This window comes from Pseudomonas sp. GW821-FHT07F05 (assembly GCF_059418765.1).
Window position 1 is genome coordinate 337,208 of sequence record NZ_JBWKQL010000005.1, and the last position, 15,744, is coordinate 352,951.

Genomic DNA, 15,744 nt, shown 5'->3' on the forward strand with positions numbered 1-15,744 from the left:
CCTGTGGCCTTAATGCCAGCATGGCACAGCGGATTATTTCTTGAAACAAATCTGTCATAAATCAGGTGTTTGAACGCCACACTTTTGCGCTCTGCCAATAAAAAACGGGGCATTCACAGCCCCGTTGTTTTCACGTCTGTGCGGCGGACGTTATTGACCCGGCACGTCCTTGTGAAGTTTCACAGGGTCCTGCATCGCACGTTTTTTAGCCATCGACGTGCGCATCTTGATGTTGATCGCTTCGACTGCCAGCGAGAACGCCATGGCGAAGTAGACGTAGCCCTTCGGCACATGCACATCGAATGACTCGGCAATCAGGACCGTACCGACGACGATCAGGAACGACAGCGCCAGCATTTTCAGCGACGGGTGCTTCTCGATGAAGTCGCTGATGACGCCCGCGCATAGCATCATGATCAGCACCGCCACGATGATCGCCGCCACCATCACCGGTACGTGGGACACCATGCCGACAGCAGTGATGACCGAGTCCAGCGAGAATACGATGTCGATGATTGCAATCTGAATGATGGTGTACAGAAACATGCCGCCCTTGCCTTTCGGCTCGTCCAGCGTCTCTTCTTCGCCTTCCATGCCGTGGTAGATCTCTTGCGAGCTCTTCCACAACAGAAACAGGCCACCGAAAAACAGAATCAGGTCGCGTCCGGAAATGCCCTGGCCCCACACCACGAACAGGTCGTCGGTGAGGCGCATGACCCAGGTGATCGACAGCAGCAGCAGAATCCGCGTCACCATCGCCAGCGCCAGGCCGAAGATACGGGTGCGCGGCTGCATTGCCTTGGGCATGCGGCTGACCAGGATCGAGATCATGATGATGTTGTCGATGCCCAGCACGATTTCCAGGGCGGTCAGCGTGAAGAAAGCAACCCAGATCTCAGGGTTGGTCAGCCATTCCATTACGTATTCCTTTGAGCGTTCGTTTTCCCTCCGGCACGGTTGCGCCAGAGGGAGCGTTGAGTTGCGTTTATAGGCTGCTGAAGAACGGGAAGATTCCCATCAGCAGCGCGGCGATCAGAATGCACACGCACACCAGCACGGCCCATTTGAGGGTAAAGCGCTGGTGATCCCCGAATTCGATGCCCGCCAGTGCTACCAGCAGATACGTCGACGGCACCAACGGACTCAACAGGTGGACGGGCTGGCCGACGATCGAGGCACGTGCCATTTCCACCGGGCTGATGCCGTAATGCGAAGCGGCTTCGGCCAGTACCGGCAGCACGCCATAGTAGAACGCGTCGTTGGACATGAAGAAGGTGAACGGCATGCTGACCACCGCTGTGATCACGGCCAGATAAGGGCCCATCGCTTCAGGGATCACGGCCAGCAGGCTCTTCGACATCGCGTCGACCATTCCGGTGCCGGACAGGATACCGGTAAAGATCCCCGCAGCAAAAATCAGTCCGACCACTGCCAGCACGCTGCCGGCGTGGGCAGCGACGCGGTCTTTCTGTGCTTGCAGGCACGGGTAGTTGACGATCATGGCGATACTGAACGCAATCATGAACAGCACCGGCAGCGGCAACAGGCCCATGATCAGTGCCACCATCAGCGCCAGCGTCAGTGCGGCGTTGAACCAAATCAGCTTGGGACGGCGGGCTTCAGGAAACTGGGAAACGCTGATGTCGCTGTGATCGCCTTCGTCACCGGGCAAGTGCAGTTCGCCCAGGCGCGCACGTTCACGTTTGCCGTAGAAGTAGGCAATCACCAGAATCGCCACAACGCCCGCCAGCATCGCCGGAATCATAGGCACAAAGATGTCGGATGGATCGACATGCAGGGCACTCGCCGCACGCGCGGTCGGGCCGCCCCATGGGGTCATGTTCATCACGCCGCCGGCCAGAATGATCAGGCCCGCCATGATGCGCGGGCTCATGCCCAGACGGCTGTACAGCGGCAGCATGGCGGCCACGCAGATCATGTACGTCGTGGCGCCATCACCGTCCAGCGAGACAACCAGCGCCAGCACCGCTGTACCGACCGACACTTTGACGGGGTCGCCTTTCACCAGCTTGAGGATCTTGCGCACGGCCGGGTCGAACAGCCCGGAGTCGATCATCAGCGCGAAATAAAGGATGGCGAACATCAGCATCACGCCCGTTGGCGCAAGTTTGGTGATGCCGGCCAGCATCATCGGGCCGATTTCGGAGGCAAAACCACCGAACAGAGCGAAAACAATAGGAACGATGATCAAGGCAATCAGCGCTGACAGGCGCTTGCTCATGATCAGGTACATGAAGGCGACGACCATGGCGAAGCCGAGGAAGGTCAACATAGCAATACTCCAGCGTTACGCGGCGGGGAACGGACGAGACGAATCGATCAGCTCAAAACGAGCGGCGCGTGGAGTCGGGGATTACGGAGGGGGTACTGCAGGGCACATGCAAGCATCGGGAATCACCTAATTGTTGTTGTAGATGGGCCGGAGAACGTCAAGCGCGTTCGTCTGGCCGACCGGTCTGTCGCCGGCGGTGAGGTGATGCTAAACGGGGAAGCTTTCAGCCAGCTTTCGTTGCACTTCTGAAGTTGACGAGCGGGAGTTTGAGTTATCGACCCCAGGATGCGGTCAGACCCCTACATAACCTGGAGATTGCTCATGAGTGAATTGCATACCGGCGGATGCCATTGCGGCAATCTGCGTTACCAGATCGATGGGCCCGTGGATGACGTTGCCCACTGCCACTGTACGATTTGTCGGCGCACGTCAGGGGGGATCGTCATGACGTGGACCAGCGTGCCGGTCGAGGCTTTCAAATGGTTGGCGGGAAGTCCGACCCCCTATGATTCAGGGCCGACGTGCGTCAGGTATTTTTGCAATAACTGTGGGGCGCAGGTCGCGCTGTTCAGCCGCAACAGCCCGGAGACTATGGACGTGACTATCGCCACCCTTGATCGCCCGGAGCTCACGCCTGCCGATCGGCATATCTGGACCGACAGCCGCCTGCCCTGGCTGCACCTGGACGAGCATCTGCCGGGTGAGCCTGGGGAAACTGACTGAATCATCGCGGGGCGTGCAGTTGCGCAACGATCAAGGCAGCTCCAGGCCGCCGGCTGCTTTGTGCAATGCCCGCAGATGATCACCGACCTGCTTGAGATTGTCTTCGGTCGCAGCAATCTCGGCGGCGCGGTCGGGATCAAGCAGCGCCCTCACCTCTTTATCCAGATCACCGCTGAGCCGCTGCAGTTGTTTCTGGCGCTGGCTACTTTCGTCTTCCAGACGCTGCCACTCGCCTTCCTGCGGCAGACCGTAGCCGCCGCTGCCGAGCAATTCCGCCGGGCGACTCAGGAATCCGCTGTTGGCCAGAATGTCCTGCAATGTGCCGGTCGCCTTGGAAACGCCGTTATCCTTTTGCTCCACAGCACTTAGATAACGCTGTTTCACCTCATCCTGCGCGAGCAATAGTTGACGACGCAGTCCGGCCTGTTCCAGCAGCAGCATTGCCGCGCTGGTACGCAGGTCAGCCTGAGCGAAATACGGACGCCGTTCCTGCGGCGTCAGTGCCAGCCAGTCTTCAACGGTGGTCTGCTTGACGTTGGTGGTCTTGCGCAGCACATCGAACATCGCCTGATAACGGTCGCGGTACGAGTCGAAGCGGTAGCCCATGCGCAGCGCCTTCTTGGGATCGTCCAGCACGCTGGTATCCGCCAGCCCCCTGCCCTTCAGCACTTCCAGCAGCCCGTTGGGCATGATGCTGTCCAGCCCGACAAGCCGCGGATCGTTAGTGCCACTGCGCAGCAGCTTCAGGTTTTCCACCGCGCAGTTATTGGACAGGAACCAGTAATCCCCGTCATAGGCCCAGTGCATCTCGGCTGCGTGCTGAACCAGACCGTTGATCTCCTCACGGGAGAGTTTCAGCGGGACCGAGGCCAGGCCGCGCAGTTCGGTCTTGGTGTACTCATCGATCACCTGACCCAGTGGCAGGACAAACAGGCGCGACGGATATTTGCCGGTCAGGCCGCTCCAGCTGGACAGCTGGAGATCATTGACGAACGCGCGATACGAAAGCACCAAGTGCTGATCCAGGTCCAGCCGGCAGTCAGGGCCGCGTGGGCGACCGGGCTTGCAGATCACCAGCCGCAGCATGCTGTGACCCCAACGGCTCGCCAGATTCTGGTTGGCCTCAGCCAGCAGGTAATCGACCTCATACACCCGCTCGGGGTCGAGCTTGCCCAGTGGCTTTCGGGCAAAGTCGTTACCGGCGTTGAGATAAGGATAGGACGTCGGGCACTGATCCTTCGTCGCTGGCGCCCAGTCGAACCGAGCCTTGTAATAGTCGTACAGCGCCGGACGGCGGCAGGCGTAGGCCGGATCGAGGAGGAAGTACTCCATGTTCACCGCAACGAATTCCAGCGGGCTGCTGATTTCGTAGATATCCGGGCTGCGCGCGACCTGGCCATTGCGCTCTTCCCTGTCACCGCGGCGGCCGACGTACTGCGGCCATCCCGCCAGATCCAGAAGGCGCGGATCATCACTCAGCGTGAAACGTCGGTCGGTCTGCCCCCGGCAGCTGTCACGCAGGCCAACCTTCCCCACGCTCTTGCCCTGCCGGGCACACGCAACGATCAGCTTGCGGTCTTCAGGGGACCAGAGCTGCGCGTGATCATAAATATGGGTCAGCTCATGCAGGACCGTGGCGAGCATTTCCTCCCGCACGGTGCCGTGAGGACGGCTGGTTCGTGTCGTTGCGGCGCTGCCGTCGGTCAGGCCTGCGAGCAGGTGCTCATTCAGGTCCAGACGGTAGGGACCGTCTGCACGGCCGTAGGCATTGGACGGCATGTCGTCGGTCCAATGCACTTCCACCTTGCGATCAAGCTTGCTGACGAACAATGGCGGCAGGTGCGCCATGGCTTCGTCGAGCAACGTCTGGCTGGCCTTTTGTTGCGCAGGACTGAGCCCGTCGTTATGCAGCGACAGGCTGAGGTCGGCGAAAGCGCTCGTGCAAATCAGCGAGAGCGCCGACGTCAGCAGCCAGACAGCGAGGCGTTTCACAGTGCGAGGATGGCCTCGGCGAGGTCCTGATCACTGGCATTACGGGCTTCAGGCAGGCGGTCACGCAGTGTGATGAACGCAGCGTCGAGCAGTGCGCCATGGATGTCACCGTTACTGGCGACATAGCTGGCGGCGTCGTCGCGCGCTTCGAGCACGAGTTTCCAGTTGCGCACGGATGAGGTGGTGTCGGAGGTGAAATCGATGCTGCGGCCGAGGGCGCGAACGACGATGTTACTGGTGGCCTTCAGGGTTTGTGCCTGTGCCATATCAGTCAGCAAGAGCAGGCCAAGGGCGGCAGCGATCAACGGGGTACGCATGGAACGTCTCCAAAATACGGTAGTTACAAAAAAAGTGACTATTGGACGAGGATTGCCTGCGCCAGTTCAAGGTCGCTTGCATGAAGTTTTGGGCGGGTTTGACGCAGGTACGCCAGCGCAGACTCCAGCCGTGCTCCTCGCAGTTGGCCGTCACTGGCGACAAACACTGCAGCATCATCCTGGGCGGCAATTATCAACTTGCTATCGAAAGGCCCGGTTGTCACCTGGCTGGTGGCGTATCCGGTTTTAACCAGGCTCTGTGTTGTCACGTCGAACGCCAGAACCTGAGTTGAAATACTCAAGGCTGCGGTGACGGCAAGCACGAGGCGAGACAACGAATGCATGGCTATTCAGGGCTGTTCAGGTTCGGCGAAACGAGTCGCAAGGCTAGCGCAACACCCGGGCCAGAGCTAGTGCAAAGACCCGGGCTCGCGTTTGAGAAACCTGTCGCGAAGCTGAATCAGATGGCAAGAATCGCTTGCGCGAGTTGCGCGTCCGACGCTTGCAGGCCCGGTGCAACCTCGCGGATGTGTTGCAAGGCGCCCTGGAGCTTCACGCCTCGGATCTCGCCTTCGCTGGCAACGAAGCTTGCGGCGTCGTCGCGGGCGGCCAGAACGATCTTGTCATCGTGGAAGGAGGACGAAATTTTAGACGTGGCGTTGGACGAAGCATCGAGCGCACGGACGATGGTGTCCGTTGTAACCACAAAGCTGGAAGCCTGGGCTCCGGTGGCAGCGACGATCAGGAAAGCGGCACTCAACAGGCGAACGCGAGACATACAGGCACTCCAAAAATAACGGGATTCGAAAACCACAGACGCATAAATCGGGAAGCTCAGCGAGAGCTGTCTTGTGACTGCGTGGTCAAGGTGGCGCAAGATTAGCTTATAAGCGGGCTGCCGAACTATCCCGGCCTTGTGCCAGTGGCCGCTACGTAATTCCATATCTGCCGCGATTACCCGTGATCGTTGGACTGTAATGGGATTTTCTGAGTTGCGTAAAACTGTACTGGTTGGCCCTTAGCGTGGTTTGCCCGACCCAAGAACGACAAAACCCGCCAGCAGTGACCTGCTGACGGGTTTGTTTGAACAATTCGGGTTGCTGGTGAGAGGCGCTCGGCCTGGGACCAGCAGACGCTAACTTAGCGCCAGAACGGCTTGCTCAGCTCTTCGTAACGCTGGGATTCGCTGATACCGGCGTCAGCCAGCAAACGTGCATCCAGGCGAGCCAGTTGATGGCGGCTGGACAGGCGACGCTGCCAGAGCATCAGGTTGGCGAACATTCGCAGCGGCAACGAGGCTTGTGCAGTTTTTGCGGTGTCTTCGTAGAACAATTCGGAACTGACGGTGCGTTCCATGATGCTTCTTCCTTCCGCTTGTGGCGGGATTAGAGATTGACTTGATTGGTGACAATATTCCTCTCATTGCCCGTCTCTCTCTAGACACAGTTCATTTGTATTGTGCTGCTCCAGTTAACTGTTAATCACCACTGTTTTGTTCGGAAGTGGGGCAACTGTACGGGTCTGCACCAGAAGTGTGCTTTTTTGGCCATCTTGTCAGTCATTTGCCGTTAGACCTACGTGAAACCACCCGTACAGCAGTACAGTTTTTGCAGAATTTGCGTTCAGGCTGCGAACTGTGACGACGAAAGGTCGTCGCCACTCACAAACTGTGTTTTCAGATCGCCAACATGCGGCCGGTTTCTTCCAGGTTTAGGTGCCAGCTGAGTGCATCCTGCAGCACATGCGGTGTGTGACCGCCAATTGCACAGGCGCGGCGGAAGTAGTCATTCAGCGCCTCGCGATAGGCCGGATGCACACAGTTGTCGATGATGACCCGGGCGCGCTCGCGGGGTGCCAAGCCTCGCAGGTCTGCCAGTCCGATCTCGGTGACCAGAATGTCTACATCGTGTTCGGTATGGTCTACGTGGCTGACCATTGGCACCACGCTTGAAATGGCTCCGGCTTTGGCAATGGACTTCGTCACGAATATGGCGAGATGGGCGTTGCGGGCGAAGTCGCCTGACCCGCCTATCCCGTTCATCATCCGTGTGCCGCCCACGTGAGTGGAGTTGACGTTCCCGTACAGGTCGAACTCCAGGGCAGTGTTAATACCAATGATGCCCAGGCGGCGGACGACCTCCGGATGGTTCGAGATTTCCTGGGGGCGCAGTAACAGTCTGGATCTGTACTGCTCCAGATTGTCGTAGACCGCGGCGTGCTTGCGCTCGGACAGCGTCATGGAGCAGCCCGAAGCAAAATCCAGCTTACCCGCCTCGAACAGATCGAACGTCGAATCCTGCAGCACTTCCGAATACATGGTCATGCCGTGAAAGGGTGAATCGATCAGCCCGGTCATGACGGCATTGGCGATCGTGCCTACCCCCGCCTGCAGCGGCATGAGCTGATTGGTCAGGCGGTTCAGCCGCACTTCGCCTTTGAAGAACTCGACCAAGTGGCCCGCGATAGCCTGAGTGTCAGTGTCTGCCGGCAACACAGTCGACGGCGAGTCGGGTTGATTGCTGATCACGATGCCGACGATCTTGGCCGGATCGATCTTCACGGCCTGACTGCCGATTCGGGTATCGGTCTTGAGCACCGGGATCGGCAGGCGTGTTGGTCGGTAGGTCGGTATATAGATGTCATGCAACCCTTCGAGCTCCATGGGTTGGGCAAGGTTGATCTCGATAATCACGTGTTCGGCAAGAATGGCGAAGCTCGCCGAGTTGCCGACTGACGTGCTGAGCACCAGATGTCCCTCTTCGGTGATTGCTACGCATTCGATCACGGCGATGTCCACGGCCTTGATCTGGCGATTGCGCAGCTGCTCGACGGTGTCCGACAAGTGCTGGTCAATGAACATCACGGTGCCGTCGTTGATGGCCTTGCGCAGGGTGCTGTCGACCTGAAACGGCATGCGGCGGGAGAGCACGCCTGCTTCCGTCAGTTGCTTGTCCAGATCGTTGCCCAGGCTGGCGCCCGTCATCAGGCTGATCTTCAGCGGAACAGTCTTGGCGCGTTCGGCCAGCGCCTGGGGCACGGCCTTGGCTTCGCCGGCGCGGGTGAAGCCGCTCATACCGACGGTCATGCCGTCCTTGATCAAGGAAGCGGCGTCGGCCGCGCTCATTATCTTGCTCATCAGCGAGGGCAGACGGATTCGTTCACGGTGCATGTTGTTTAATCTCATGACAAAGATGCGTGAGCGAAGTCTAGAGATTTGAGGAGTGTTCGTCCCGCTACCAAGGTCGCACTAAAGGCTCTAATTAGCGCCTTTGCGCGAGAAACACTTTTACCCGGGCTGTAAAAAACCCTCGGCCATGACCTGCGCCGAGGGTTGTTTCATCGCGAGTTGCAGCGATTATTCGATCGCTTTGACCATGTCCTCGATGACCTTTTTGGCGTCACCAAAGACCATCATGGTTTTGTCCAGGTAGAACAGTTCGTTATCCAGGCCTGCATAGCCGCTGGCCATGGAGCGCTTGTTGACGATGATGGTCTTGGCCTTGTACGCCTCGAGAATCGGCATGCCGGCAATCGGCGACTTGGGATCGTTTTTCGCCGCCGGATTGACCACATCATTGGCGCCCAGCACCAGGACGACGTCCGCCTGACCGAACTCGGAGTTGATGTCCTCCATCTCAAACACTTGATCGTAAGGCACCTCGGCTTCCGCCAGCAGCACGTTCATGTGCCCCGGCATCCGGCCGGCCACCGGGTGGATCGCGTACTTCACCGTAACGCCCGCGTGGGTCAGCTTTTCGGTCAGCTCTTTCAGCGCGTGCTGCGCTCGAGCAACCGCCAGCCCGTAACCCGGCACGATGATTACGGTGTCGGCGTTGGTCAGCAGGAAGGTTGCATCGTCAGCCGATCCCGATTTAACCGGACGGGCTTCCTTGCTGCCGCTCGTAGCACCGGCATCCACTGCGCCACCGAAGCCGCCGCCGATCACGTTGAAGAACGAGCGGTTCATTGCCTTGCACATGATGTACGACAGAATCGCGCCGGATGAGCCGACCAGAGAGCCGGCGATGATCAGCATCGAGTTGTTCAGCGAGAAGCCAATACCCGCCGCTGCCCAGCCCGAGTAACTGTTGAGCATCGACACCACAACCGGCATGTCTGCGCCACCAATCGGGATAATCAGCAGCACGCCAATCACGAACGCCAGGATCAGCATGACGCTGAACGCGAACAGGCTACCCGTCAGCATGAACGTGATGCCGAACAGCAGCGTCGCCAGACCCAGAACCAGATTGAGCTTGTGCTGACCGGCAAACTGCACCGGTGCGCCCTGGAACAGGCGGAACTTGTATTTGCCCGACAGCTTGCCGAAGGCGATGACCGAACCGGAGAACGTAATCGCCCCGATCGCCGCGCCCAGGAACAACTCCAGACGGTTGCCCGCAGGAATCGGATCGCCCAAGTGGTGAACGATGCCCAGCGACTGTGGCTCGACCACCGCAGCGATGGCGATGAACACGGCTGCCAGACCAATCATGCTGTGCATGAAGGCGACCAATTCAGGCATCTTGGTCATCTCGACGCGCTTGGCCATGATCGAACCGGCAGTACCGCCGACCAGCAGACCGATAAGGATGTAGCCAATGCCTGCGCTGGCGCCGTCGGTAGATAGCGCAGCCAGTTTGAACACCAGTCCTATCGTAGTCAGAACAGCCAGGCCCATGCCGAGCATGCCGAACAGGTTGCCTCGACGCGAGGTGGTCGGGTGAGACAAGCCCTTCAGCGCCTGGATGAAGCAGATGGCCGAAACGAGGTACAGCAAGGTGACGAGGTTCATGCTCATTACTTGGCCACCTCGTCTTTTGCCTTGGGCGCTTTCTTTTTGAACATCTCAAGCATCCGCCGGGTGACCAGAAAACCGCCGAAGACGTTAACGGCCGCCAGCGCAACGGCCAGGGTGCCCATGGTTTTGCCCAGTGGCGTCACTGTCAGCGCGGCGGCAAGCATGGCGCCGACGATGACGATGGCCGAGATAGCGTTCGTGACTGCCATCAGGGGCGTGTGCAGTGCAGGCGTCACGTTCCAGACCACGTGGTAGCCGACGTAAATGGCCAGCACGAAGATGATCAGGTTGTAGATACCGGGTGAGATGAACTCTTCCATTATTTTTATCCTCAGCCGTTCTTGCGGATGACTTGGCCATCGCGGCACATAAGGCACGCGGCAACGATGTCGTCTTCGAGGTTGATCTGGAACTGGCCTTCCTGGGTGAAGAGCAGCTTCATGAAGTCCAGCAGGTTGCGGGCATAAAGAGCAGACGCATCCGCCGCGACCATGGCGGGCAGATTCGTGTGGCCAACGATGGTCACGCCCTGCTCGACCACCACTTGATCGGCTACCGTCAGAGGGCAGTTGCCGCCCTGCGCTGCGGCCAGATCGATCACCACCGAGCCGGGCTTCATCTGCGCGACCGTTTCAGCGCTTAACAGCACCGGAGCCTTGCGACCGGGAATCAGCGCCGTGGTAATCACGATGTCCGCCTGTTTGGCGCGCTCATGAACGGCCACAGCCTGACGCTGCATCCAGCTGGCCGGCATCGGGCGGGCGTAACCGCCGACGCCCACGGCAGCTTCCCGCTCCTCGTCAGTCTCGTAGGGCACGTCAACGAACTTGGCCCCTAGCGACTCGATCTGCTCCTTCACCGCTGGACGTACGTCCGAGGCTTCAATGACCGCACCCAGTCGTTTGGCAGTGGCGATGGCCTGCAGCCCCGCAACCCCCGCTCCGAGAATCAGCACGCGCGCTGCTTTCACCGTACCGGCCGCTGTCATCAGCATGGGCATAAAGCGCGGGTAGTGCTGCGCCGCCAACAGCACAGCCTTATAGCCAGCGATGTTGGCCTGGGAAGACAGCACGTCGAGGCTTTGCGCGCGAGAGGTACGTGGCGCGGCTTCGAGGGCAAAAGCGGTGATCCCGCGTTCAGCCAGCTTGGCGATCATGTCGTTATTGAAAGGGTTGAGCATCCCGACCACCACTGCGCCGCTTTTGATCAACGGCAACTCGGCGTCGCCGGGAGCGGAGACCTTGAGGATGAGTTCAGCGCCGAATGCATCGGCGGTGCTGCCGATCAATGCACCTGCCGCCTCATAAGCACTGTCGGTCACGCTCGCCGCAATGCCCGCGCCGTTCTGCACAGTCACGGTGTGGCCTTGGGCGATGAGCTTTTTGATGGTTTCGGGAGTGGCGGCGACCCGGGTTTCACCAGGCTGGGTTTCGAGGGGGACTCCAATGTGCACGTCAAATCTCCTGCGTGATCTTATTGTCTTAATTAGGCCAGCGCGCTACGGCCCGAGGGCTGGGATTGCGATCACTACGCCCGTTAAAACAGCCGGGCGCGGCATTTTGCAGGGGATGCCAGAGGCCTTCAAGGGTTTCTGTAACTGAACGAAAAATGTACTACAAGTCACCCTGTGACCGATTGACGCACAAAACCGATTAAGTCATTGATACCAATCATATTTACTTGGTTACGGGTGCTCACAACCGTGTTAAGGCAAAATTCCTAAAATGAATCGAAATCAGGCTGTAGAGCGCTATTTGTATGACTATTGGGATAACGCGAGCACAAAGAAACGTGTGTCGCAAATGCGACAAATCAAGATATATGTAGGTTTTAGGATCTTCGTACTACACGGAAACGTGCGTGTTGTGGATAGGCATTCAGGGCAGGGAGTAGGTCTTGGCCTGCTGAATCAGCCAGTCGCGAAACGCCTTCAGCGACGCTGATTCCGTTTTGCGCTCCGGAATCATCAAGTAATACGCCTTTGAGCTTGAAAGCTGGTGAGGGTTGGCAATCACCAGGCGTTTTTCGGCCAGTTCATGCTGAATAAGAAATGGTGGTATGAGCGCCACACCCATGTCGTGCATGGCTGCCTGAGCGAGCATGGAGAATAGCTCGTATCGGGGACCTGTCATGTCGCGAGCCACCCCCATGTCCAGCGAGTTGAACCACTGCCGCCAGGCGTAGGGCCGAGTGGTTTGCTGGAGCAGCGGCATCTCGGCCAACTCTTGAGCGCTGATGCTGTGCCGTGCCCCAAGCAGTGCCGGACTGCAGACCGGCATGGGATTTTCGCCCATCAGTCTGTGGGACTCGGTACCAGACCAATCAGCATCACCAAAGTAGATCGCTGCGTCGAATTCGGTATCGGCAAACAAAAACGGCCGCGTGCGGTTGGTCAGGTTGATAGTGACGTCAGGGTGTTTCTTCTGAAAATCCTTTAGGCGTGGCAGTAACCATTGCGTGCCAAAGGTGGGCACTACCGCCAGTTCGATCACATTGACGCCCTGATGACCCATCACTGACAGCGTGTCGCGTTCAACAGCGTCAAGTTGCGTTGCGATGCGCCGGCTGTAGGAAAGGCCAGCCTCAGTAAGCTTCACGCCCCGTCGCGAACGTCGGAACAGGCCGACATTCAAGAACTCTTCCAGGCTCGCGACCTGACGGCAGATCGCGCTCTGTGTCAGAGAAAGCTCCTCAGCCGCCTTGGTGAAGCTCTGGTGCCGCGCGGCTGCCTCGAAGCTCACCAGCGCAGCGGTGCTTGGGATTTTACGACGCATGTACCTTTGCCTCACTCACAGCGACGGCCCGGTGGCACCGGCCGTGTCTCGGAGTGATAAATTAGCACAGGATGGTGCGAAATCGTCGTTTGCTCGATCCAGGGTTCAGGCCTAGGCTCGCTTCATTACTTCTCCGGCAGGTCCGGAAGCGCATTTGGTGAGGAGAGAGTCATGAGCGGCAAGGCAAGTTTCAGTTGGATCGACCCCCTGTTGCTGGACCAGCAACTCACCGAAGAAGAGCGCATGGTTCGCGACAGCGCCGAGCAGTTCGCCAGGGACAAACTGGCACCGCGTGTGCTTGAAGCCTTCCGCCATGAAAAGACAGACCCGGCGATCTTTCGCGAGATGGGTGAGATAGGTCTTCTCGGCGCCACGATCCCGGAGCAGTACGGCGGCAGCGGTCTGAACTACGTGTGTTACGGCTTGATCGCTCGCGAGGTCGAGCGCGTCGATTCCGGTTATCGTTCGATGATGAGCGTGCAGTCGTCCCTGGTCATGGTGCCTATCAACGAATTTGGTACCGAAGCGCAAAAGCAGAAATACCTGCCAAAGCTTGCGTCCGGTGAATGGATTGGTTGCTTCGGCCTTACCGAGCCCAATCATGGTTCGGATCCGGGCGCGATGATCACCCGTGCGCGAAGCGTCGAAGGCGGCTACCGTCTGACCGGCAGCAAAATGTGGATCACCAACAGCCCGATTGCCGATGTCTTTGTTGTCTGGGGCAAAGATGACGCCGGCGATATCCGCGGCTTCGTACTGGAAAAGGGCTGGCAAGGCCTGACTGCTCCGGCGATTCACGGCAAAGTCGGCCTGCGCGCTTCGATCACTGGCGAGATCGTGATGGACAACGTGTTTGTGCCGGAAGAGAACATTTTCCCGGACGTCCGCGGTCTTAAAGGTCCGTTCACGTGCCTGAACTCCGCCCGCTATGGCATTTCCTGGGGTGCCTTGGGGGCTGCCGAGTTTTGCTGGCACACCGCGCGTCAATACACACTGGACCGTCAACAATTCGGCCGTCCCCTCGCAGCTAACCAGCTGATCCAGAAAAAGCTCGCTGACATGCAGACCGAGATCACGCTGGCGCTTCAAGGCTGCCTGCGTCTTGGCCGAATGAAAGACGAGGGCACTGCAGCGGTTGAAATCACCTCCATCATGAAGCGCAACTCCTGCGGCAAGTCGCTGGACATCGCGCGTATGGCGCGTGACATGCTGGGTGGCAACGGCATCTCTGATGAGTTCGGTATCGCCAGGCATCTGGTCAATCTGGAGGTGGTAAATACCTACGAAGGTACCCACGACGTCCATGCGCTTATCCTTGGTCGCGCGCAAACCGGCATCCAGGCCTTCTATTAAGGAGCCAGCAATGGGCGCGTTATCGCATTTGCGTGTGCTGGACTTGTCCAGGGTCCTCGCCGGCCCTTGGGCAGGGCAGATTCTGGCTGACCTCGGCGCCGAGGTGATCAAGATCGAGCGCCCGGGTAACGGCGACGACACGCGCGCGTGGGGGCCGCCCTTCCTGAAGGATCCGCGCGGAGAAAACACGTCTGAAGCTGCGTACTACCTGTCAGCCAACCGCAACAAACAGTCCGTCACCATCGACTTCACCCAACCCGAAGGCCAGAAGCTGGTCCGCGAACTGGCGTCGAAGTCCGATATCGTCATCGAGAACTTCAAGGTTGGCGGGCTGAAGGCCTACGGTTTGGATTACGAATCACTGCAACTGGAGAACCCCAGGCTCATCTATTGCTCCATTACCGGGTTCGGTCAGACGGGACCCTACGCCAAGCGAGCAGGTTACGACTTCATGATCCAGGGGCTCGGCGGGCTGATGAGCCTTACCGGTCGTCCTGAGGGGGAGGATGGCGCGGGACCGGTGAAGGTTGGCGTGGCGCTGACGGATATTCTGACGGGGCTGTATTCGACTTCTGCGATTCTTGCTGCTCTGGCGCATCGGGATCAGGGAGGGCCTGGTCAGCACATCGACATGGCGTTGCTGGATGTGCAGGTCGCCTGCCTGGCAAATCAGGCAATGAATTACCTGACGACGGGCGTATCGCCAAGGCGACTGGGTAATGCTCACCCGAATATCGTGCCCTACCAGGATTTCCCCACCGCCGATGGCGATTTCATTCTCACGGTGGGGAACGACAACCAGTTCCGCAAATTCGCGGAAGTAGCCGGGCAACCGCAGTGGGCCAGCGATCCGCGGTTTGCGAGTAATGAGCAGCGCGTGGCGCATCGTGCCGAGCTGATCCCGCTGATCCGGCAGGCCACCGTCTTCAAGACCACGGCTGAATGGGTCACGGCGTTGGAGGGGGCCGGCGTACCGTGTGGGCCTATTAACGATGTCGCCCAGGTGTTCGCAGATCCGCAGGTGCAATTCCGCGGTCTCCAGGTCGAGTTGCCTCATGCATTGGGCGGGACTGTTCCTCAGGTTGCCAGTCCGATCCGTTTATCTGCCACGCCTGTTGAATATCGGCGTGCGCCGCCGTTGTTGGGAGAGCACACACTGGAAGTTCTAACCGGATTACTAGGATTACCTGACGCTGAGGTAATTGCCTTGCGTCAGAGGGGCGTTCTTTAAGGGCTGGTGCTCTTGCAGGAGTCTTTAGCCGGTCTCTATATAAACAGAAGGAAGTATCGGATTTCCTTAGGGTTTTGGCTTTTTCGCCAAAAGTTCAAATTAGGTGTTGACGCTCCTCTGGATCTGTCTATAATTCGCCCCACTTCCGGCGCAGACGAAACGGAAAACTCCTTGATAATCAACGAGTTGGACGAAGTAAGCAGCGAGGAATGCTTCGATTCAGATGCTTGAATCGACAGCGGTGAAAAAGGCAGTTGACA

At 58.7% G+C, this 15,744-nt stretch carries 16 protein-coding genes; 3 read left to right on the forward strand and 13 right to left on the reverse strand.

The features are described from left to right. Window positions 1–150: 150 nt before the first annotated feature. Window positions 151–918 (reverse strand): TerC family protein, encoded by a 768-nt coding sequence (locus tag AC07RO_RS14395; RefSeq protein ID WP_192174462.1) that lies wholly within the window; start codon window positions 916–918, stop codon window positions 151–153. A gap of 67 nt (window positions 919–985) precedes the next feature. Further along, window positions 986–2,293, reverse strand: a complete 1,308-nt coding sequence (locus AC07RO_RS14400) for a CitMHS family transporter (RefSeq protein WP_192174463.1) — start codon at window positions 2,291–2,293, stop codon at window positions 986–988. Window positions 2,294–2,614: 321 nt separating this feature from the next. On the opposite strand from AC07RO_RS14400, the gene AC07RO_RS14405 reads away from it, so the two are divergent. Beyond that, on the forward strand, window positions 2,615–3,016 hold the full coding sequence (locus AC07RO_RS14405; protein WP_192174464.1) for a GFA family protein: 402 nt from the start codon (window positions 2,615–2,617) through the stop codon (window positions 3,014–3,016). Window positions 3,017–3,046: 30 nt separating this feature from the next. On the opposite strand, the gene AC07RO_RS14410 is transcribed toward AC07RO_RS14405, so the two are convergent. The 10 genes from AC07RO_RS14410 to AC07RO_RS14455 all read right to left on the reverse strand — a co-directional run bounded on the left by AC07RO_RS14410 (window position 3,047) and on the right by AC07RO_RS14455 (window position 12,900). After that, window positions 3,047–5,008: a DUF7844 domain-containing protein gene (locus AC07RO_RS14410; RefSeq protein WP_495086332.1), complete on the reverse strand. Its 1,962-nt coding sequence runs from the start codon at window positions 5,006–5,008 to the stop codon at window positions 3,047–3,049. Beyond that, window positions 5,005–5,325 (reverse strand): DUF2388 domain-containing protein, encoded by a 321-nt coding sequence (locus AC07RO_RS14415; protein WP_037017155.1) that lies wholly within the window; start codon window positions 5,323–5,325, stop codon window positions 5,005–5,007. The genes AC07RO_RS14410 and AC07RO_RS14415 overlap by 4 nt, the downstream gene beginning before the upstream one ends. Before the next feature lie 38 nt (window positions 5,326–5,363). Next, window positions 5,364–5,669, reverse strand: a complete 306-nt coding sequence (locus AC07RO_RS14420; protein WP_423572138.1) for a DUF2388 domain-containing protein — start codon at window positions 5,667–5,669, stop codon at window positions 5,364–5,366. Window positions 5,670–5,785: 116 nt separating this feature from the next. Beyond that, a complete protein-coding gene (locus AC07RO_RS14425) occupies window positions 5,786–6,103 on the reverse strand; it encodes a DUF2388 domain-containing protein (protein ID WP_133774179.1) in 318 nt (105 codons plus the stop codon). A 362-nt stretch (window positions 6,104–6,465) separates the two neighbouring features. Further along, window positions 6,466–6,681 carry a DUF1127 domain-containing protein gene (locus tag AC07RO_RS14430; RefSeq protein ID WP_093466716.1) on the reverse strand — a complete coding sequence of 72 codons (216 nt, stop codon included), beginning with the start codon at window positions 6,679–6,681 and terminating at the stop codon, window positions 6,466–6,468. 319 nt (window positions 6,682–7,000) lie between these two features. After that, window positions 7,001–8,494, reverse strand: coding sequence for a succinyl-CoA:acetate CoA-transferase ScpC (scpC, locus tag AC07RO_RS14435; RefSeq protein ID WP_495086333.1), 1,494 nt, complete (start codon window positions 8,492–8,494; stop codon window positions 7,001–7,003). Window positions 8,495–8,680: 186 nt separating this feature from the next. Continuing rightward, window positions 8,681–10,126, reverse strand: a complete 1,446-nt coding sequence (locus tag AC07RO_RS14440) for an NAD(P)(+) transhydrogenase (Re/Si-specific) subunit beta (RefSeq protein ID WP_192174468.1) — start codon at window positions 10,124–10,126, stop codon at window positions 8,681–8,683. Then, window positions 10,126–10,446 carry an NAD(P) transhydrogenase subunit alpha part 2 gene (locus AC07RO_RS14445; protein WP_065987890.1) on the reverse strand — a complete coding sequence of 107 codons (321 nt, stop codon included), beginning with the start codon at window positions 10,444–10,446 and terminating at the stop codon, window positions 10,126–10,128. Before AC07RO_RS14445 ends, AC07RO_RS14440 begins: the two co-directional genes overlap by 1 nt. Before the next feature lie 11 nt (window positions 10,447–10,457). Next, the gene (locus AC07RO_RS14450) at window positions 10,458–11,579 is read right to left on the reverse strand and encodes a Re/Si-specific NAD(P)(+) transhydrogenase subunit alpha (protein WP_495086334.1); all 1,122 of its coding nucleotides are present in this window, start codon (window positions 11,577–11,579) and stop codon (window positions 10,458–10,460) included. A gap of 424 nt (window positions 11,580–12,003) precedes the next feature. Beyond that, entirely contained in the window at window positions 12,004–12,900 is an 897-nt protein-coding gene (locus AC07RO_RS14455; protein ID WP_495086335.1) for a LysR family transcriptional regulator, read from the reverse strand. Window positions 12,901–13,071: 171 nt separating this feature from the next. On the opposite strand from AC07RO_RS14455, the gene AC07RO_RS14460 reads away from it, so the two are divergent. Continuing rightward, entirely contained in the window at window positions 13,072–14,253 is a 1,182-nt protein-coding gene (locus AC07RO_RS14460; RefSeq protein WP_122534346.1) for an acyl-CoA dehydrogenase, read from the forward strand. 10 nt (window positions 14,254–14,263) lie between these two features. Continuing rightward, window positions 14,264–15,484 carry a CaiB/BaiF CoA transferase family protein gene (locus AC07RO_RS14465; RefSeq protein ID WP_495086336.1) on the forward strand — a complete coding sequence of 407 codons (1,221 nt, stop codon included), beginning with the start codon at window positions 14,264–14,266 and terminating at the stop codon, window positions 15,482–15,484. Window positions 15,485–15,519: 35 nt separating this feature from the next. Here AC07RO_RS14465 and AC07RO_RS14470 read toward each other — a convergent pair. Beyond that, window positions 15,520–15,744, reverse strand: a 225-nt coding sequence (locus AC07RO_RS14470) for a hypothetical protein (protein WP_495086337.1), incomplete at its 5' end; no start/stop codon positions are given.